The following is a 17,708-nucleotide window of genomic DNA, read 5'->3' on the forward strand; positions in this document are numbered from 1 at the left end:
GACAGGGATTTCGGTAGTGTGTCGATGGCCCATCGCGAGCAATGCCCGCTCCCACGTCCGTGTACACCGCCCAACCCTGTGGGAGCGGGCGTTGCCCGCGATGAGGCCATCAGCAACACCCCACGACCTTCAAGGCATCCGGCTCACCCACCCCTGCATCAACCCCGCCTGGAAGAACACCACCGAACTCTCGAACCCCGCCGCCTCGATGATCCGCCCCACCCGCGCCGCCGGCAGGATCGCCACGTCCCGGGCATAGGCCGCGCGGGCGCGTTCCAGCATTTCCGGCTGCACCCCGGAGGAGGACATCAGGGCCATCCAGGCATGCAACAGCACTTCATAGGCCGGCGATGCGGTATCCGCCGCCAGGTCGGCACTGGCCAGCACGCCACCTGGTTTCAGGCGCGCCGCGATTTCGCCAAAGAACCCGCTGCGCACCTGTGGATCGAGGAAGAACTGCGAGACCAGGAAGCAGGTGGCAGCGTCATGCTTGCGGGCACTGTCCAGCGTTTCCAGATACCCCTCATGAAAGTCGCAGCGCTCAAGAAATCCGCCTTGGCGCGCACGCTCCCGACACACCTCCAGCATCGCCCCCGAAGGATCGACGGCGGTGAACCGCCAACCCGGGAACCGCTCGGCAAGATAGCCAATCTCCACCCCGGTCCCGACACCGACGCAGAGAATCCGCGCATCCGCCGGCAAACCGCTGAACAGCGACCCCACGAGGAAATGCAGGTTGTCGCGGATCGGCGCCATGCCCGCCCATTGCTGGTCGTAGCCGGCGGCCTGCTGGTCGAACAGGGCCTTGAGTTCTTCGTTGCGCATGGGAAAAACCTTCCATTCTTCGAGGGAGAGAGTGCCGCGATTCCTTCAATTGTCGCAGAGCTGTCAAGCCCTCACGTGGACGGGTATGCTCCGGGGCTTTCAAGGATGAGGACAACCGTCAATGGACTACAACCTCGCGTTGCTGCTCGGTGCAGCGCTCAGCCTGCTCGCTGCCGTCATGCATCTCTGGTGCATCGCCGTGGGACCTGCCGGTTACCGCCTGATGGGCGCGGGAGAGCGGATGGTCCGTGCTGCGCAGAAGGGCAAGCGTTTTCCCACGCTCATCACCCTGGCGATCGCTCTGGTCCTGGTGATATGGGCCGCCTACGCACTGTCCGGCGCTGGTCTGATCGGCCCGTTGCCTTTGCTGCGCCCGGCGCTGTGCGCCATCACCCTGGTCTATCTGCTGCGCGGTTTCGGCGGGCCACTGATATTGCGTAATACCGGACACACACGCCGGTTCGTCGCTGTCAGTTCGATGATCTGCGCAGGCTATGGGCTGGTGCATCTGTTTGGGTTGATGCAGGTGTGGGATCGGTTGGGCTAGGGCGGGCAGGCAACTGAACTAAAAACTGACTAGTAAGTCAGCTCATTCAGTTGCCCTTTCATTTGCCCGGAGGCGTCCATGCCTCACTACACCGTCGACTACCTGTTCCACGGCAAGCCCGAATCCCGCACCTTCGAACTCAAGCAGGTCGAACTGCCGCCCCATGAAGCGGCGATGCACCTGCTGATCCTGCATTTCGGCGATGGCGAGAACAGCCTGGTGATGCCTGCCGCCGACGCGACGCCGGCGCAGGTCATGGAGCAAGCCGAGCGGGTGGGGTTGAGCGGGATCGAGGTGGTCGAGCGGTCGGATCCATAAAGCCGCTGGGCAGAAATTGGATCCAGCACCTCAATCGTTGGTGGCAATTTGCCTCTGGTCTCGGCAGAATCCGCGCTTCTTGTAAGGATTCAGGGATCGATTCCGATGATGTGGCCCGTAATCATGCGTCTCAGCGAGACGGCCTACCCGCTGAGTGTTGCGCAGCGAACGGCCTACATTGTGGCCGATGCACTGGCTGTGGAGATTGATCTCGAGTCTGGTCACGTCGTCCTCTCGGTGATGCCAGGTCCCAACTTCTGCAGCCATTCGGCTGATCAGGTGCGGGCCCTGCTTCTCCAGCATCTCAATGACTTTGCCTTGCGCGATCAAATCAACCGCGAAACAGCCGGTTTGCGCGAGACATTGGCGCGAGCCGCATTGGCCGGCTGCGGATTGACCCAATGACGCTGATCGCTTCCGACGCCGGTGGTTATCGTCTGCTGCCATTCCGCTTCATGCGCATGAGCCCGGCTGATGATCGGGACGTGCTGCTCACTTCGGAAACCGGCGAGTACCTGATGGTGACCGACGCGCAACTGCAGGTGTTGAGTCAGAAGCAGTTGAGTCAGGATACGTCGCTTTACAGGGATCTTCTCGCTCGTCATTTCCTCTACGAGCCGACCGGCCATGATCCGTTGCCGGAAATGGCCGCGCAGTATCGCAGTCGCAAGGACTTTCTGTTCCAAGGGCCCGCGCTGCATCTGTTCGTAGTGACTCTGCGATGTAACCACACGTGCCAGTACTGCCAGGTGTCGCGCGCGCCTCTCGGTGGATCGGGGCATGATCTTTCCGAGGGCGACGCCCGCGCTGCCGTTGAACGGATGTTCGAGTCGAACTCGCCGGTACTTACCGTGGAGTTTCAGGGTGGCGAACCGCTCCTGGCATTCGAGCGTGTCCGTCAGATCGTCGAGCACGTGTCCGAACGAAATGTGTTTGAGCAGCGGGATATCCAGTTCGTGATCACCACGACGCTGCATCATCTGACCGACGAGATTCTCCAGTTTGCCAGGCAGTACCGCATTCAGTTCTCGACATCGCTCGATGGGCCGGCCGCCTTGCACAATGCCAACCGCCCGACGCCCTCCCGCGATTCTTATGAGCGGACACTGGATGGGGTTCGACGTGTTCGTGAGGTTCTGGGACAGGATGCGGTTTCCGCGCTCACCACCTTGACGGCCAGAAGCCTCGAGCAACCGCGGGCGATCATCGATGAATACATCAAGCAAGGATTCACCAGCATTTCGCTGAGGCCCTTGAGTCCTTATGGGTTCGCTTCCAAGAGTGCACGGCGTCTGGACTACCCGATGGCCAGCTACCTGGCGTTCTATCGCGAAGCCCTGGATTACCTGTTGGAGATAAACCGCCAGGGTGTGTACCTGTCCGAGAGCTACACGGGGCTTCTCCTGAAAAATGTCCTGACGCCATTCTCCTCCGGCTATGTCGACCTCCGCTCGCCAACGGGGGCCGGCACGGCAGCGCTGGTCTACAACTATGACGGCCATGTGTATCCGTCCGACGAAGCACGGATGTTGCTGGAGATGGGGGAGGATGGACTGTGCCTGGGGAGCGTGCATCAGCCACTGTCTGAACTATTGAGCTCGCCGGTCATGAGCCTGTTGCTGGCAAGTGGCGTTGCCGAAAGCCTGCCCGGGTGTTCGGACTGTGCATTCGTTCCTTATTGCGGAGCGGATCCGGTAGAGCACTTCGCCCGCCAGGGCGACCCGATCGGGCACCGTGCGTTCAGTAGTTTCTGCGAGAAGAACATGGGGATCCTCCGCTATCTGTTCGGCTTGCTGCGCGATGGCGACGAAAGTGTTCAGCGCGTTCTGCTGTCCTGGCTCAACCGGCGGGCGTACCCGGAAGTTCGGGTTGCGGGCTTCAGAGGGTAATCAGATGCTGCGAAAAGATACCCACTTTGAAATCCGCCACCTCTCTGAACCGCGCCTGCTGAAGGTCGTCACCCTCGATGAGTTCATCGAGCAAGGCGCTGCCATCTGCGCCGGAAATGCTGATTTTGGGGATTTACTGCTGTGGGCACCTGCGGTGGAGATCCAGGGTAATCCCTATTTGCTCTCGCTGCCTGTTGCGGGCTTCCTGATTCCTGAAGCGGTGACCGATCAGATAGATACAGGCAGGCTGCAGTTGCACTCGCCACGGGATGCCGACGTCGTGCGTCCTGGAGACGTCATTGCGCTGACTCCCGGCAACTCGATGGTGCGCGTGCTGTATCGACGAGGCTCCGACAGCAACCTGCTGTTCATGACCGATCGCTGCAACAGCTTGTGCCTGATGTGCTCCCAGCCACCTCAGGACGTCGATGACCGTTGGCATATCGAAGAGAACCTGCGCCTTATCGACCTGATGGATCCGGTAGAGGAAAACCTCGGCATCAGCGGCGGAGAACCAACGCTGTATCGCGATGGCTTGCTCGAGATACTCGCCAAATGCAAGTCGGTACTGACCCGCAAGTCGGTACATGTCCTGAGTAACGGTCGGCTTTTCCGCGACCCAAGCTGGATCGAGGCCTTGATCTCCATCGATCATCCCCAGCTCAGTTGGGGAATTCCGTTGTATGCCGACAACGCACGCGATCATGACTACGTGGTCCAGGCTCATGGCGCATTCAGCGAGACATTGCAAGGGCTGTACAATTTGGCGAGGGCCAACCAGATCGTCGAGATTCGTGTCGTGCTCAGCAAACAGACGACACCGCGTTTGCCGGAACTGGCCCACTACATCTTTCGAAACCTGCCATTCGTTCGTCACATCGCGCTGATGGGAATCGAAAGCACCGGCCTGGCGCGCAAGCACCATGAAGAACTATGGATCGATCCGCTGGACTATCAGGAGTCACTCGTCCAGGCCATTTTCTTCCTGCACAATCGAGGCATGCAGGTCTCCATCTATAACTTGCCCCTGTGCCTGGTGCCGCCGCAACTCTCGCGCTTTGCCCGGCAGAGTATTTCCGACTGGAAGAACCTGTTTATCGATGCCTGCCAACAATGCGCAGCCATCGAGCACTGTTCCGGTTTCTTCAAATCCCACACCACGCGCTGGCAAAGCCGTGGAATCCAAAAACTGACGACGGAGGCATTCGATGCCTACGCAAGGAGTGCGTTGTGAAAATGCTTGAGCGCTGGAAACTTCTGATCGGCGGCCTGACCCTGCTGCCTGTCGCCGGTTCACCGTTCGCCGAGGCCAGCCAAGGTGCGCTGGCTGATGCGAACTGGGAGTTGACCGACAAGAACAAGTTGCCGGTATTCGCCGATACCCTAAATGCTCCCAATGTCGTGAACATGTATGCAGCGCATCGCTCGCACAGTTCACACCGTTCGCATAGCTCTCACAGTTCCCACTACAGCGGCTCCGGTGGTGGCTACAGCGCACCTCGCTATTACAGCCCGCCCGTCACCAGTACTCGTAGTTACAGTGCCCCAAGCTCAGGCACAAGCAGTGGTTCCAGTGGATCATCCACGGGGAGCTCGTTGTATCAGCCTTCTGGCTCCAGTGTTGGAAGCAACGCGGCGGCCTCCCGTACGCGGCCTACGGAAGAGCAGAAAAGCAACTTGGTCATCCGTGTGCAAACTGCACTCACTGTGCGCAAGTATTACCAGGGGGCTATCGATGGCGTCATGGGCAAGGTCACCCGGGGTGCCTTGATGGCATTCCAGAGTGACAACGGCTTGTCTGTGCACGGGAAAATGGATACGCCGACCTTGAATGCATTGGCTATCCGTATTCCCTGACGCCTTTGCAGGTAATGAGGCGACCGGTGTCGCGACCGCAAGGCGCGTGCCGGCGACTGTATGAATCTTGCCTTCTTGACGTAGGAATCTGCTGTTATCCTCGCCGGCCATTACTCCGGGATAACGAGACAGGCATGGGCAGACCGCGCAAAGAGGATTCCCTGGGTTCCGAGATCAAGCAGGTGATCATCGCCGCGGCGCTGGCGGTGATCGTCGAGGACGGCGTGAGCGGTGCCACCTACCGGCGCATCGCCGCGTGTACCGGGTTGTCGCCGGGGACTCTCACTTACCACTTCGGTAGCATCAACGAGATCGTCGCGGCGGCGTTCGTGCGCATGTCCGAGGAAATCGCGGCGGTGTACTTCAGCAAGCTGAGGGAGGCGGCTGACAAGGATCGGGCACGGGAAGTGGTGGCGGACCTGATCTGCGGCGACCTGTGGAAGGCGTCGGGGCAGATGCTGCTGATTTTCGAGCTGTATTCCTTCGTTTCGCGCTTTCCCGAGCACATGCACATCATGGACGACTGGATGGCCTTGTCGCGCCAGGCCCTGCAGCTCCATTTCGATGAACGGGAGGCGCGGGCCATCGATGCGCTGATCGAGGGGTTCACCATCCACAATGCGCTGGGCAAGGTGCCGGTGGGGCGGGAAGAGATCCTGGGGTTGATTCGGGCGGTGTCCTGAACAGGGTCTTCGTTGATTTCGAGGGCCTCATCGCGGGCAACGCCCGCTCCCACAGGGTTCTGCAGTGCATGCGGTCAATGTGGGTGCGGGCGTTGCCCGCAATGAGGCCCTCAAGAGCAGCCAGAAGGCCTACAAGGAATGCGCAGGCCCCGCAGCCTTCCCGCCATCCTGCAACGCCGACGCCAGCACGAACGCCAGCGCCACCAGCCCCAGCACCGGCAGCATCGCCAGCCTCAAGCCGAAATGCTCGCCAATGAACCCCAGCAACGGCGGCCCACCAGGAATGCCAGATACCCCGCCGTGGCCGCCACCCGCACGCGCTGATCGCCGTGCTCGCCGCTTTCCCCGGCGGCGGGTATCGCCAGGGGGAAGCCCAGCGACGCGCCCAGTCCCCACAGGACCACCGCCGCCGCAGCGATCCACTGCACATCGCAGAGCACCACCAGGCTCAGTGCCCCGAGCAGGGCGCTGCCCCGCAAGGTCGCGGCGCGCCCCAGGCGCTCGATCACCCGCCCGCCGGTAAAGCGCCCGATGCTCATGCCAAGGGTGAAGGCGACATAGATGAGCGTCCCGGTGGTGTGGGCAAAACCATGCCCGTCGATCATCAATAGCGGTAGCCAGTCGTTCGCCGCGTCCTTACCCGCACAAGTGCCCGGTTCAATCGCTTCGAAGCCTTGCGCCAAGGGGCGGCGGGCTTCTAGCATGGCCGTTTTGCGCAAGGATCACGCCCCATGCTGGCTTCGCTGTTCGCCGTCCTGGCCCCGGTCTTCATCGTTGCTGGCATCGGTTTCATCTGGGCGCGCAAGGGCCATGCCTATCCGACCGAGTTCATCGCCAGTCTGGTGATGACCATCGGCACGCCGTGCCTGGTGCTGTCGACACTGCACCGTACCCGTCTTGACCCGCAGGCGTTCACCAGCATGGCCCTGGCCTGCGTGCTGTGCATGCTGGCAATGGCGGCGATCGGCTACGCGGTGAGCCGCGCTTTTCGCCAGCACTGGCGCGTGCTGATGCCGGCGTTCATGTTCCCCAATACCGGCAACATGGGCCTGCCGGTGGCGCTGTATGCCTTCGGCGACCAGGGCCTGGCGCTGGCGGTGGCGTTCTTCCTGACCCTGTCCAGCTTCCAGTTCACCCTCGGCATCGCCATTTCCGGTGGCGCCACCACCTTCCGCTCGCTGCTCAGGAACCCCATTGTCATCAGCCTGGCGCTGGCCTTGCCGATGATCTTCTTCGACCTGCACCTGCCGCTGTGGCTGGCCAACACCGTGGACCTGGTGGGCGGCATGGTGATCCCGCTGATGCTGCTGACCCTCGGCGTGTCCCTGGCCAGCATCCGCCTGCAGCATGTCGGCAGTGGCATGCTGATCGGCGCGCTGCGCATTGTTCTTGGCGCCGGCATTGGCTGGGGCATCGGCGTGCTGCTGGACATGGATACGCTGCCGCGGGCTGTGCTGGTGATGCAATCGGCGATGCCGGTGGCGGTGTTCAACTACTTGCTGGCAGTGCGCGCCAATCGCTCGCCGGAGCAGGTGGCCAATGTGGTGATGTGTTCTACGGTGCTGTCCTTTGCCTGGCTGCCGATCGTGCTGGCCGGATGGATGTAGCACAGTTACGCTGAGCGCCTTGTCCCGGTCTTCTGGAAACCCGTCATGGACCTGAAATTCAGCCACGTGGATGTGTTGGTCAACGACCTCGAAGCCGCCTGCACCCATTACGCCCGGGTGTTCTCGGCGCGGGTGTCGCGGCCGTTCACCTGGCAGCGCGACAGCCTGCACGTGCGCTATGCGGTGGTCCTGTTCGGCAGCGAGCGCTTCATCCTGGTCCAGCCCCTGGCCGGCAACCTTCACGACCTGCTGTTGCGCTGCGGCGAGGGCACCATCTACCGTCAGTGCTACACCACCCCGGATATCCTCGTGGCCTACGACGAACTGGTCGCCAAGGGCGAGCAGCCCGAGGACGAGAACGGCAAGCCGCTGCTGCGCGAGCAACTGGATTCGCCCAGCGGCGTGCGGATCATCTGGCTGCCCAAGCGCTTCGGGCATTTCTCCATCGAGATCCTCCAGGCCGACGAGCTGGAGCATTTCATTCGCAGCGCGTTTTCCGTCTCTGATCTGCAGTAAGCGAAGGGCCGCAAAGCGGCCCTTTTATCTACTGACTCTTACGACCCCCGCCATGGCTTTTCTGCCCGCCGACGCGACCGGCTTCCGAGGCGCGCTGACGGTCGTTGGCGAAGTTGCCACCGGAGGCCTGGCCCCCTTTGCGCCCGGCTTCCGACGCCTTCTGGCGGTCATTGGCGAAGTTGCCCGGATTGGTGTTGACTGGCTTGCCTTGATTGTTGGCCATGAGCTTCACCTCACTGTGATTTCACGTTCAAGTCGCACAGGGCACCCTGTGTTCAAGTACGACGTGGTCCGGTAGACCGGCGCTCAACGGGATTTGCCGAAGGCCGACGAATTGCCCTAAAGGCCGGGCGGCCAATGGCTTGCGAGCCAACGGCCCGATGGCTGGAAGCGACTGAGGAGTCCTGGATCCTCAACTGGCCCCCGGGGCCCGGCAAGGCCCCGCAGGGCGGGCCGGGTCCTGTCAAAGAGTGATTGTCGTCGTCGGATAGAACAGCACGTTGAGCACGAACAGGATCATCCAGAAGCCAATCTCCAGTGTTTCGCTGAGCGGCTGGATCTTCCTGATCGCACCGTAGACGTGCACCACGAACATCAGCGCGAAGACCAGGAACAGCACGTCGAAGGCGTAGTTGAAGCTGGTGCCGGTGGTGGCCGAACGCAGCATGGTGGCTTCCACCACCAGGATGAAGGCGCCGAGACAGCGACCGAAGTAGATCGCCAGGTGCTCGTGTTCGGGGATCGTCCAGCCCATCAGCCGGGCCCAGCGTAGCGGAGCGATGAAGATCGGCAGCGCGAAGAACAGGGTGGTGAGGATCATCAGGGTGGTGATGTATTCGCGGCTGTATTGCGCGTAATGGCCGAGCATGGTGGAACTCCTTGTCCCGTTTTTTCTTGTTGTGCGGGCAAGGATTGGTGGGGCGGGGTGGTGAGTCAAGGTCACCGGTACCAAAGGATGCCGATGTCGTTCTTTCGGGCCCTATCGCTGGCTTGCCAGCGATAGGGCCCGAAAGGCCACCTAGATCCGGAACTGCTTCACCAGCGCCCGCAACTGCCCCTCCAGCGCCGACAGGCTGCGCGCCGTCTGCGTCCCCTGGCGGGTCTGCTCGGCCACGCTGTCCACCGACTGGGCGATCTGGTGCACGCTGCGGTTGATCTCCTCGGCCACCGCGGTCTGTTCCTCCGCCGCACTGGCGATCTGCGCGTTCATCGAGCTGATGGTGCCGATCAACCCCGCCATGGCATCCAGCGACACCCCGGCTTCACTGGCCTGGTCACGGGTGCTGTCACCGGTCTCGCAGGAATGCCGCATCGACTCCACCGCCGAGTGGGTACCGGCGGTCAGGCGGTCGATCATGCCCTGGATTTCCTGGGTGCTCTGCTGGGTCCGGCTGGCCAGGCTGCGCACCTCGTCGGCGACCACCGCGAAGCCGCGTCCGGCCTCGCCGGCCCGTGCCGCTTCGATGGCGGCGTTGAGGGCGAGGAGGTTGGTCTGTTCGGCAATCGAGCGGATCACCCCGAGCACGCCGACGATTGACTGCACGTCCTGTTGCAGGCTGTCCAGCGAGGTGCCGCTACCGCGGATATTCTCCACCAGTGCGTGGATGCGCTTGATGCTGCCGTCCACCACCTGCCGCGCCTGCTGGCCCTGGCTGTCGGTTTCCTGGGCGGCCTGGGCGGCGTTCTGCGCGCTGTGGGCCACTTCCAGGGCGGCGGCGGACATCTGGTTGATCGCCGTGGCGACCTGGGTGGTTTCGTGGCGCTGGGCTTCCATCGCCTGCTCCGAACGGCGGCTCTGGCTTTCCACGGCCTCGACCAGGGTCGACAGCTCGCCGCTGACTTCGACCACCTGGCGCACCAGGCCCTGGATCTTCTCGACGAAGCGGTTGAACGAGCCGGCCAGTTGGCCCAGCTCATCGTTTCCGGCCCGCAGGCGGTGAGTCAGGTCGCCATCGCCGTCGGCAATCGCGTCGAGGTTATCCTTCATCGCCTTGAGCGGCTTGAGCAGGGTGTTGCTGAGCATCAACCCGGCAATGCCGAGGATCACCAGCAGCACGGCGGCGATGGCGACGATGCTGGTGAGGATCGAGTCGATGCGCTGGTCGATCTCGCCGCGCAGCTCGGTGATGCGCAGCTCGATGTTGTCCAGGTTCACCGCGGTGCCGACCGCCATGTCCCATTTCGGCAGGTAGAAGCTGTAGGCCAGCTTGGGCACCTGCACGCTTTCGTTGCCGGGCAGCGGCGAGCTGTAGTTGACGTAGTGGCTACCGTCCTTGGCCACCCGCACCAGTTCCCGGTTGATATAGACGCCATTGACGTCCTTGCGGTCGCTGAGGTTCTTGCCTACGTCCACCGGGCTGTCGCCGCGGAACAGGCGGACCACGCTGGAATCGTGGGCGAAGAAGTAGCCGTCCTTGCCGTACTTGATTCTGGACAGCAGGGCGATGGCCTGGTCGCGGCTGGTCTGGTCGCCATTGGCCGAGGCGTCGTAAAGGCTCTGGACCGCGCCGATGGCGATCTGCATCGAGTTTTCCAGGTTCTGCCGGCTCTCATCGAGCAGGCGCTGGCGGGTTTCGGCGATCTCGTTGTCGGCGAGGCTGCGCAGGATGCGGTCGGCGGCGCCGCTGATGACCAGGGCGAAGAGCAGGACGGGGAGTACGGCGAGCAACAGCAGTTTTGTTTTTAGAGTCAGCTGCATGGGCAAATCCTCAGTGGCACGGCACAAGGCGAGGGGGATTAACCGGTTCATCGGCCTGAGGCGCAAAAGCTGAAGGCGCAGCCGGGCGCGGACCGCCGTCACCGAAGTGTCATGAAATGAGAGGTAACATCCGGCCATTGGTCCCCCGGGCCCCAGGAACTCTCGCATGAAAGGCAGCGCCCCCCTGTTTGCAGCGGTCGATCTCGGCTCCAACGCGTTTCGCATGACCATCGGTCAACCCATCCTGTGCAACCGTCGCCCGGTGATCCGCAAGGTGAAAAGCCTGCGCGAGCCGGTGCGCCTGGCCGAAGGCCTGCGTGGCGACGCCCTGGACAAGCTGGCCCTGGAGCGCGGCTGGCAGGCCCTGGAGCGTTTCGGCAAGCACCTCAGTGGCTTTCGCGAAGGTCAGGTACGCGCCGTCGCCACCAGTGCTGTGCGCCAGGCGCGCAACGCGGCGGTGTTCCTCGAAGGCGCCGAGGCGCGCCTGGGTTTTCCCATCAGCGTGATTTCCGGTCAGGAAGAAGCCGAACTGGTGTTCTCCGGCATCGCCCACACCATGCCCTGCGACAAGACCACCCGACTGGTGGTGGACATCGGCGGTGGCTCCACCGAGCTGATCGTCGGGCGCGGCAAGCAACCTATCTTCACCGAAAGCCTGACGATCGGCAGCGGCACCTTCGGCAAGCGCTACTTCCCCGATGGCCGCGTCGAGAGTCGCGCCCTGCAACAGGCGGAGCAGCACGCCACCCTGGAATTCTCCCAGGTCGACGGCTACATCCGCGAACACGGCTGGCACGCGGCGATCGGATCGTCCGGCACCGCGCGGATGCTGTCCCGGGTGCTCAAGGCCAACGGACTGAATGAAGGCGGACGCGACGGCATCACCTATGCCGGCCTGCTGCGCCTGTCCCTGGCCCTGCTGGACGCCGGCCAGGTCAAGCGCCTCAAGCTCGGCGGCCTGCAGGAGCATCGCCAGGGCATGCTGCCCGGCGGCCTTGCGATCATGCTGGCGGCGTTCAAGGTGTTCGGCATCGAGGACATGACCCCGTCCGAACCCGGCCTGCGCTTCGGCCTGCTGCACAGCCTGATGGACACCGGTTCCCGCCACTGATCCAACCCCTTGAGAGCCCGCATGATCACGACCCAGGGCCATCATCAGGACGCGGATCTCAACGGCCTGCTCTACGGCTTCGTCTTCCGCCCCGGCCAGCCGGGGCGCGAAATCGACTCCACCGAAGCGCGGGCGCTGTTGCTCGATCCCCGCGATCCCGAAGAATTCCTCTGGCTGCACATGAACCTCGCCCACGCCGCCTGCGAGCGCTGGATGAAGGGCAGCCTGGATTTGCCTGAAACCTTCTTCGAAACCCTGCGCGAAGGCTCGCGCTCGACTCGCATCGAACACGCCGACGACGCCTTGCTCGCGGTGATCAACGACGTGGTGTTCAATTTCGGCCTGGTCTCGTCCGACGTCTCCACCCTGTGGGCCTGCGTGCGCCGTCGCCTGCTGGTGAGCACGCGCCTGCAGCCGTTGCACTCGGTGGATCGGCTGCGTTCCTCGGTGAAGCGTGGCGAACGTTTCAGCTCGACCATCGAGCTGCTGGTGCACCTGCTGGGCGACCAGGGCGACGTGCTGACCCAGATCGTCCGGGAGACCACCATGAACGTGGACCGCATCGAAGACCAGTTGCTGTCCCAGCGCCTTTCCGTCAACCGCGCCGACCTCAGCGCCATGCGCCGCGTGCTGGTGCGCCTGCAGCGTCTACTGGCGCTGGAGCCAGGGTCCTTGCTGCGCCTGCTCAACCGCCCGCCGGAATGGCTGCAAGAACAGGACATCCGCCAACTGCGGGCGGCCACCGAGGAGTTCTCGGTGATCATCAATGACCTCACGGCGCTGGTGGAGCGGATCAAGCTGTTGCAGGAAGAGATTGCCGCCAAGCTCACCGAAGAGAACAACCGCACCCTGTTCACCCTGACCGTGGTCACGGTGCTGGCGCTGCCGATCAACATCATTGCCGGTTTCTTCGGGATGAACGTCGGCGGGGTGCCGCTTTCGGATGACCCGCACGGGTTCTGGGTGCTGGTGGTGCTGGTGGCGACGTTCACGGCACTGGCGGGGCGCTGGGCGTTTCGCAAGCGTGGGGATTACTGACAGTCTTCTGTCGCTCTTTCAGGCCTCATCGCAGGCTGTCGCCAGCTCCCACAAGGACCACGTGCACCGCGAAACCTGTGGGAACTGGCGACAGCCTGAGATGAGGGCCTGAAGAACAACACAAGGGCCAGGGTCATCCAGACCCCGGCCCCTGCAACACTCAGAACAGCTTGCTCAGGATCCAGTACAGCGAACCCGACAACAAGATAGCCGCCGGCAGGGTCAGCACCCAGGCCATCAGCAGGTTGCGCACCGTGGCCCATTGCAGGCCGGTGCCGTTGGCGGTCATGGTCCCGGCCACGCCGGACGACAGCACATGGGTGGTCGACACCGGCAAGCCATACATGTCCGCCGCACCGATGGTCAGCATCGCCACGGTCTCGGCCGAGGCGCCCTGGGCGTAGGTGAGGTGGGTCTTGCCGATACGCTCGCCGACGGTGACGACGATGCGCTTCCAGCCGACCATGGTGCCCAGGCCCAGCGCGATGGCCACGGCCACCTTGACCCACAGCGGGATGAAGCGGGTGGCGTCGTCGATCTGCTTCTTGAACGCCTGGACCTTGGCCGTGGTATCGGCATCGAAGTTGCCGACCTTGTCCTTGTCCATCAGGCGGATCGCTTCCGAGGCCAGGTACATGTCGTTACGCACGTTGGCCATGGCTTCCGCCGGCACCTTGGCCAGCGAACCGTAGCCCTTGACCTGCGCACCGATCTGCCCGGACAGCACCGCCAGCGCAGGCACCAGTTCCGGCGTCGCCTGCTTGGTCCGCACGTAGGTCTCCAGCACCGGACGCGGCTCGGCCGGGGCGGCCAGCGGGGCGCTGCGTTGCAGGGCCTGCTGGGTCACCTCGGCGACCGCAGCGAACTGGGTGGCCTGGCCTTCCGGCATGGTGCGGTTGAGGGCGTAGGCCATCGGCAGGGTGCCGATCAGGATCAGCATGATCAGGCCCATGCCTTTCTGGCCGTCGTTGGAACCGTGGGCGAAGGACACGCCGGTGCAGGTCATGATCAGCAGGCCACGGATCCACCATGGCGGTGGCGTGTCGCCTTTCGGTGCCTTGTACAGCTCGCGGTTCTTCACGAACAGGCGCAGGGCCAGCAGCAGGAGGGCGGCGCAGACGAAACCGACCAGCGGCGACAGCAGCAGCGAGTAGCCGACCTTGGTCGCCTGGGCCCAGTCCACCCCGGAAGTACCATCACGCCCGTGCATCAGGGCGTTGGCCACGCCGACGCCGATGATCGAGCCGATCAGGGTATGCGAGGACGAGGCGGGCAGGCCCAGCCACCAGGTGCCGAGGTTCCAGATGATGGCGGCGATGAGCAGGGCGAAGATCATTGCAAAACCGGCCGAGGAGCCGACCTGGAGGATCAATTCCACCGGCAGCAGGGCGATGATGCCGAAGGCCACCGCACCGCTGGACAGCAGCACGCCGAGGAAGTTGAAGAAGCCCGACCAGATCACTGCGAAGTGCGCGGGCAGGGCGTTGGTGTAGATCACCGTGGCCACCGCATTGGCGGTGTCGTGGAAGCCGTTGACGAATTCGAAGCCGAGGGCGATCAACAGGGCGATGCCCAGCAGGAGGAAGGGCGTCCAGGTGGTGATGACGGCGTTCATGTCGCCGACGTCCTGCACCAGGCTGTAAGTGGAGAAGCCGATGCCGGCCAGGAGGATGACGACGAAGATGGCCGAGGCGACCACCCCGGGTTTGTGGTTGAGCCGAGGGCGATGGCCCTCGGCGGTCGAAGCAGGCGAGGCGAGGGTGCTGGAGTCCATGTTCCGATACCGGTGAGTGTGTGACACCGGTGATTATCGGAAGCAGATGTTACAAGCTGTGTCACACCTTGCGATCAGTAGATCTCCGGCACGATCAGCTCGTTCGGTGTTGGCGTGCGGCTGTAGTCGCCCTTTCGCTCCCGTTGCGGCAGGGACACGCTGGGGGCTTCCACTTCCTCGTAGGGCACCTGGCTGAGCAGGTGGCTGATGCAGTTGAGGCGGGCCTTCTTCTTGTCGTCGGCCTGCACCACCCACCAGCGCGCCTCGTCGATATGGGTGCGCTCCAGCATGATTTCCTTGGCCTTGGTGTAGGCCTCCCAGCGCCGGCGGGACTCCAGGTCCATGGGGCTGAGTTTCCATTGCTTGAGCGGGTCGTGGATGCGGCTGAGGAAGCGCAGGTTCTGTTCCTGGTCGGAAATCGAGAACCAGTACTTGATCACCTTGATCCCGGAGCGCACCAGCATGCGCTCGAACTCCGGCACGCTGCGGAAGAATTCCTCGTACTGCTCGTCGTTGCAGAAGCCCATGACCCGCTCGACCCCGGCGCGGTTGTACCAGCTGCGGTCGAACAGGACGATCTCGCCCGCTGCCGGCAGGTGCGGCACGTAGCGCTGGAAGTACCACTGGGTCTGTTCGCGGTCGTTGGGTGCCGGCAGCGCGGCGACCCGGCACACCCGCGGGTTGAGGCGCTGAGTGATGCGCTTGATCACGCCGCCCTTGCCGGCGGCATCGCGGCCTTCGAAGATGATCACGATCTTCTGGCCGCTCTTGACCACCCAGCTCTGCAGCTTCACCAACTCGCCCTGGAGCCGGAACAGCTCCCGGAAATAGCGGCGGCGTGCCGCTTTTTCCGGGCTGTCGGGGAGGTTCTCGTCGAATAGCTCGTCGAGGTGCTCGGCGTCTTCGGCCAGCTCCAGTTCGAGTTCTTCGTCGCTATGGTCGACCAGCTCGTGGTAGATGCGCTGGATCAGGGAGTCATCGGTCAGCAACATGATGTGCCTCGTTCACGGTTGTGCCGCCGATGTTAGGGCGCCTGCGTGGCAGGCAGGTGACAGCGGCGGCTCACTGCAGGGGTACGTAGATATCGGTCTGCCATTGCTCCAGTGGCGTTTGCGGAAACACGCTCAGGTAGTGGAAGAACAACGGGTCGTCGCGCAGTTCCTCGCCGCTGGAGGGCAGCCAGTCGCGGTACACCGGGTAGATGGTCTCGCCGATAGTGTCTGGCGAGCCGTGATGGCGTACCACCGCGTAGCGACCACCGGCGATGCGCAGTTCGCCGACGCCCGCGTCGTTGGGCTTTACATCTTCCTCGATCTCGCCGCACACGGCGAAGCGGAATTCTTCCGGTGGGGTGGTATCCGGGTTGTTGAAGGGGATGCCGAAGGTGCGGCTGCTGGCTACCGGCGACTGGCCGCTGAGCTGGCGCCAGTCGATGAAGCGGCGCACGGTGTCCTGGACCAGGCCGGGCGGGCCGAGGTGTTGCAGGGCGGCGACGCGCACGGTGGCGAACTCGACGATCTTCACTTGCATGCTGATGCTCCTTGAGAAGTGGGGGATGGCGAATACCGCATTCCACACCTGCCATTCCGGCCGCTGGCGGAAGGCGCTGGGGCTGGTGCCGAAGTCCCGGCGAAAGGCCCGGCTGAAGGCCTCCGGGCTTTCGAAACCGGCCTCCAGCGCCGCCTCCAGCACCGAACAGTCGGCCTGGCCTGCCAGCCGCCGCGCCGCCCGGCGCAGGCGCATCAGTTGCACGTAGCGGGCAACCGGCACGCCGACGTAGGCGCTGAACTGGCGGTGGAAGTGGTACGCCGAGAAGTTCGCCAGTTGGCTCAGGGTCTTTACCGACAGGTCGCCTTCGAGGTTGGCGTCGATGTAGGCGAGGACGGTGGCGAAGCGGGTGGCGTAGGGGCTGGGCATCTGCGGGGTACCGGCGGGTGTGGTTGTGCGATGGAGCAGAGGATGAGGGAGTGCTGATGGCGAAGCCTAGCCGGAGTTGCTGGGTTGAGGGTTGTCAGGTGCATGCCTTGAGCCTTTTGGCGCCCTTGAGATCGAGCGCCGCCCGCGCGGCGCTGGATCTCAAGGGCGCTACAAGGCTCAAGGCGAGCACCTCTCAGCCCCGATACGCCTCCACCAGCCGGTCTAGGAACCCGAACAGCTTCTGATTCATCTCCTCGAAATCATGCCCTCGCAACACTTCCGGCTGTTGCACGAACCGCCGATCGGTCAGCGTCGCCAGCTCCGCCTCCGAAGCGGCGATCAGCAGTTCCACCACCTGCGGCGTGAACTCCATATGGCACTGGAAGCCATACACCAGCGGACCGTATTCGACGATCTGCCGCGGACAGCCTTCGCTGTAGGCCAGCACCTGGGCGTCCGTGGTCAGGCCGGGCATGTCGTTATGCCAATGGCCCACTTCCAGGACATCGCCGAAATGGGCGACTTTGTCGTTGGCCCGGCCCTGTGCCGTCAGCGCGATGGGGAACTTGCCGATCTCCTTTTCCGGACTGTGCTCGAAGCGGGCTCCCAGGGACTCGCCGATCAATTGCGAGCCCAGGCAGATACCAACCACCGCGCGCCCGGCCTCGATGGCCTGGGCAATCAGGCTCTGTTCCGCCCGGGCATCGAAGTGCGGGCATTCTTCCACCGTGGTTGCCGGCGATTGCGGACCGCCGAGCACCACCAGCAGGTCCAGCTCCGTGGCGTTGTCCGGCAGCGCTTCGTTCAGGTAGACCCGCGAGTAGCTGGCGCGGTAGCCCCGGGATTGCACCCAGGTTTCATAGGCGCCAGGGGCTTCGAAGGATTCGTGGACGATGAAATGGACGTTCATGGCGGATTCCGTAGAGGG

19 protein-coding genes and 1 pseudogene are annotated in these 17,708 nt (G+C 63.4%); 11 read left to right on the forward strand and 9 right to left on the reverse strand.

What is annotated here, in order from left to right:
• Positions 1-129: 129 nt before the first annotated feature.
• Complete coding sequence (locus AC5QPF_RS11905) at positions 130-825, reverse strand: methyltransferase domain-containing protein (RefSeq protein WP_494963393.1); 696 nt, start codon at positions 823-825, stop codon at positions 130-132.
• A gap of 121 nt (positions 826-946) precedes the next feature.
• On the opposite strand from AC5QPF_RS11905, the gene AC5QPF_RS11910 reads away from it, so the two are divergent.
• The 7 genes from AC5QPF_RS11910 to AC5QPF_RS11940 all read left to right on the forward strand — a co-directional run bounded on the left by AC5QPF_RS11910 (position 947) and on the right by AC5QPF_RS11940 (position 6,119).
• Entirely contained in the window at positions 947-1,372 is a 426-nt protein-coding gene (locus tag AC5QPF_RS11910; RefSeq protein WP_494963394.1) for a hypothetical protein, read from the forward strand.
• Positions 1,373-1,450: 78 nt separating this feature from the next.
• Positions 1,451-1,690, forward strand: a complete 240-nt coding sequence (locus AC5QPF_RS11915; RefSeq protein ID WP_494963395.1) for a hypothetical protein — start codon at positions 1,451-1,453, stop codon at positions 1,688-1,690.
• Positions 1,691-1,813: 123 nt separating this feature from the next.
• Positions 1,814-2,095: a His-Xaa-Ser system protein HxsD gene (gene hxsD / locus AC5QPF_RS11920; protein ID WP_494963396.1), complete on the forward strand. Its 282-nt coding sequence runs from the start codon at positions 1,814-1,816 to the stop codon at positions 2,093-2,095.
• On the forward strand, positions 2,092-3,579 hold the full coding sequence (hxsB, locus tag AC5QPF_RS11925; RefSeq protein ID WP_494963397.1) for a His-Xaa-Ser system radical SAM maturase HxsB: 1,488 nt from the start codon (positions 2,092-2,094) through the stop codon (positions 3,577-3,579). Before hxsD ends, hxsB begins: the two co-directional genes overlap by 4 nt.
• 4 nt (positions 3,580-3,583) lie before the next feature.
• Positions 3,584-4,813 (forward strand): His-Xaa-Ser system radical SAM maturase HxsC, encoded by a 1,230-nt coding sequence (gene hxsC / locus AC5QPF_RS11930; RefSeq protein ID WP_494963398.1) that lies wholly within the window; start codon positions 3,584-3,586, stop codon positions 4,811-4,813.
• Entirely contained in the window at positions 4,810-5,436 is a 627-nt protein-coding gene (gene hxsA / locus AC5QPF_RS11935; protein ID WP_494963399.1) for a His-Xaa-Ser repeat protein HxsA, read from the forward strand. The genes hxsC and hxsA overlap by 4 nt, the downstream gene beginning before the upstream one ends.
• Positions 5,437-5,570: 134 nt before the next feature.
• Positions 5,571-6,119, forward strand: a complete 549-nt coding sequence (locus AC5QPF_RS11940) for a TetR family transcriptional regulator (RefSeq protein WP_494963400.1) — start codon at positions 5,571-5,573, stop codon at positions 6,117-6,119.
• A 233-nt stretch (positions 6,120-6,352) separates the two neighbouring features.
• On the opposite strand, the gene AC5QPF_RS11945 is transcribed toward AC5QPF_RS11940, so the two are convergent.
• Complete coding sequence (locus tag AC5QPF_RS11945) at positions 6,353-6,823, reverse strand: MFS transporter (protein WP_494963401.1); 471 nt, start codon at positions 6,821-6,823, stop codon at positions 6,353-6,355.
• Between the two features lie 27 nt (positions 6,824-6,850).
• Here AC5QPF_RS11945 and AC5QPF_RS11950 point away from each other — a divergent pair, with 27 nt between their 5' ends.
• Positions 6,851-7,726: an AEC family transporter gene (locus AC5QPF_RS11950; RefSeq protein WP_494963402.1), complete on the forward strand. Its 876-nt coding sequence runs from the start codon at positions 6,851-6,853 to the stop codon at positions 7,724-7,726.
• A gap of 45 nt (positions 7,727-7,771) precedes the next feature.
• On the forward strand, positions 7,772-8,242 hold the full coding sequence (locus AC5QPF_RS11955; protein ID WP_494963403.1) for a VOC family protein: 471 nt from the start codon (positions 7,772-7,774) through the stop codon (positions 8,240-8,242).
• A gap of 28 nt (positions 8,243-8,270) precedes the next feature.
• On the opposite strand, the pseudogene AC5QPF_RS11960 reads toward AC5QPF_RS11955, so the two are convergent.
• The 3 genes and pseudogenes from AC5QPF_RS11960 to ctpM form a co-directional block, all read right to left on the reverse strand.
• Positions 8,271-8,426, reverse strand: a pseudogene (locus AC5QPF_RS11960) (con-10 family general stress protein); the annotation flags it as partial.
• Positions 8,427-8,705: 279 nt separating this feature from the next.
• The gene (locus AC5QPF_RS11965; protein ID WP_494963404.1) at positions 8,706-9,110 is read right to left on the reverse strand and encodes a hypothetical protein; all 405 of its coding nucleotides are present in this window, start codon (positions 9,108-9,110) and stop codon (positions 8,706-8,708) included.
• Positions 9,111-9,260: 150 nt separating this feature from the next.
• Positions 9,261-11,171, reverse strand: coding sequence for a methyl-accepting chemotaxis protein CtpM (gene ctpM, locus AC5QPF_RS11970; RefSeq protein ID WP_494963405.1), 1,911 nt, complete (start codon positions 11,169-11,171; stop codon positions 9,261-9,263).
• On the opposite strand from ctpM, the gene AC5QPF_RS11975 reads away from it, so the two are divergent.
• Positions 11,107-12,051, forward strand: coding sequence for a Ppx/GppA phosphatase family protein (locus AC5QPF_RS11975; RefSeq protein ID WP_494963406.1), 945 nt, complete (start codon positions 11,107-11,109; stop codon positions 12,049-12,051). The genes ctpM and AC5QPF_RS11975 overlap by 65 nt on opposite strands.
• 21 nt (positions 12,052-12,072) lie before the next feature.
• Positions 12,073-13,089: a CorA family divalent cation transporter gene (locus tag AC5QPF_RS11980; RefSeq protein WP_494963407.1), complete on the forward strand. Its 1,017-nt coding sequence runs from the start codon at positions 12,073-12,075 to the stop codon at positions 13,087-13,089.
• Positions 13,090-13,249: 160 nt separating this feature from the next.
• Here AC5QPF_RS11980 and AC5QPF_RS11985 read toward each other — a convergent pair whose 3' ends face one another.
• From AC5QPF_RS11985 to AC5QPF_RS12000, 4 genes are all read right to left on the reverse strand, one after another.
• Entirely contained in the window at positions 13,250-14,863 is a 1,614-nt protein-coding gene (locus AC5QPF_RS11985) for an inorganic phosphate transporter (protein ID WP_494963408.1), read from the reverse strand.
• Positions 14,864-14,937: 74 nt separating this feature from the next.
• Positions 14,938-15,855, reverse strand: coding sequence for a polyphosphate kinase 2 (ppk2, locus tag AC5QPF_RS11990; protein ID WP_494963409.1), 918 nt, complete (start codon positions 15,853-15,855; stop codon positions 14,938-14,940).
• Positions 15,856-15,925: 70 nt separating this feature from the next.
• The gene (locus tag AC5QPF_RS11995; protein WP_494963410.1) at positions 15,926-16,780 is read right to left on the reverse strand and encodes a GyrI-like domain-containing protein; all 855 of its coding nucleotides are present in this window, start codon (positions 16,778-16,780) and stop codon (positions 15,926-15,928) included.
• Between the two features lie 193 nt (positions 16,781-16,973).
• A complete protein-coding gene (locus tag AC5QPF_RS12000) occupies positions 16,974-17,690 on the reverse strand; it encodes a glutamine amidotransferase-related protein (protein ID WP_494963411.1) in 717 nt (238 codons plus the stop codon).
• Positions 17,691-17,708 lie beyond the last annotated feature (18 nt).

Source organism: Pseudomonas sp. Con_6 (assembly GCF_059379395.1).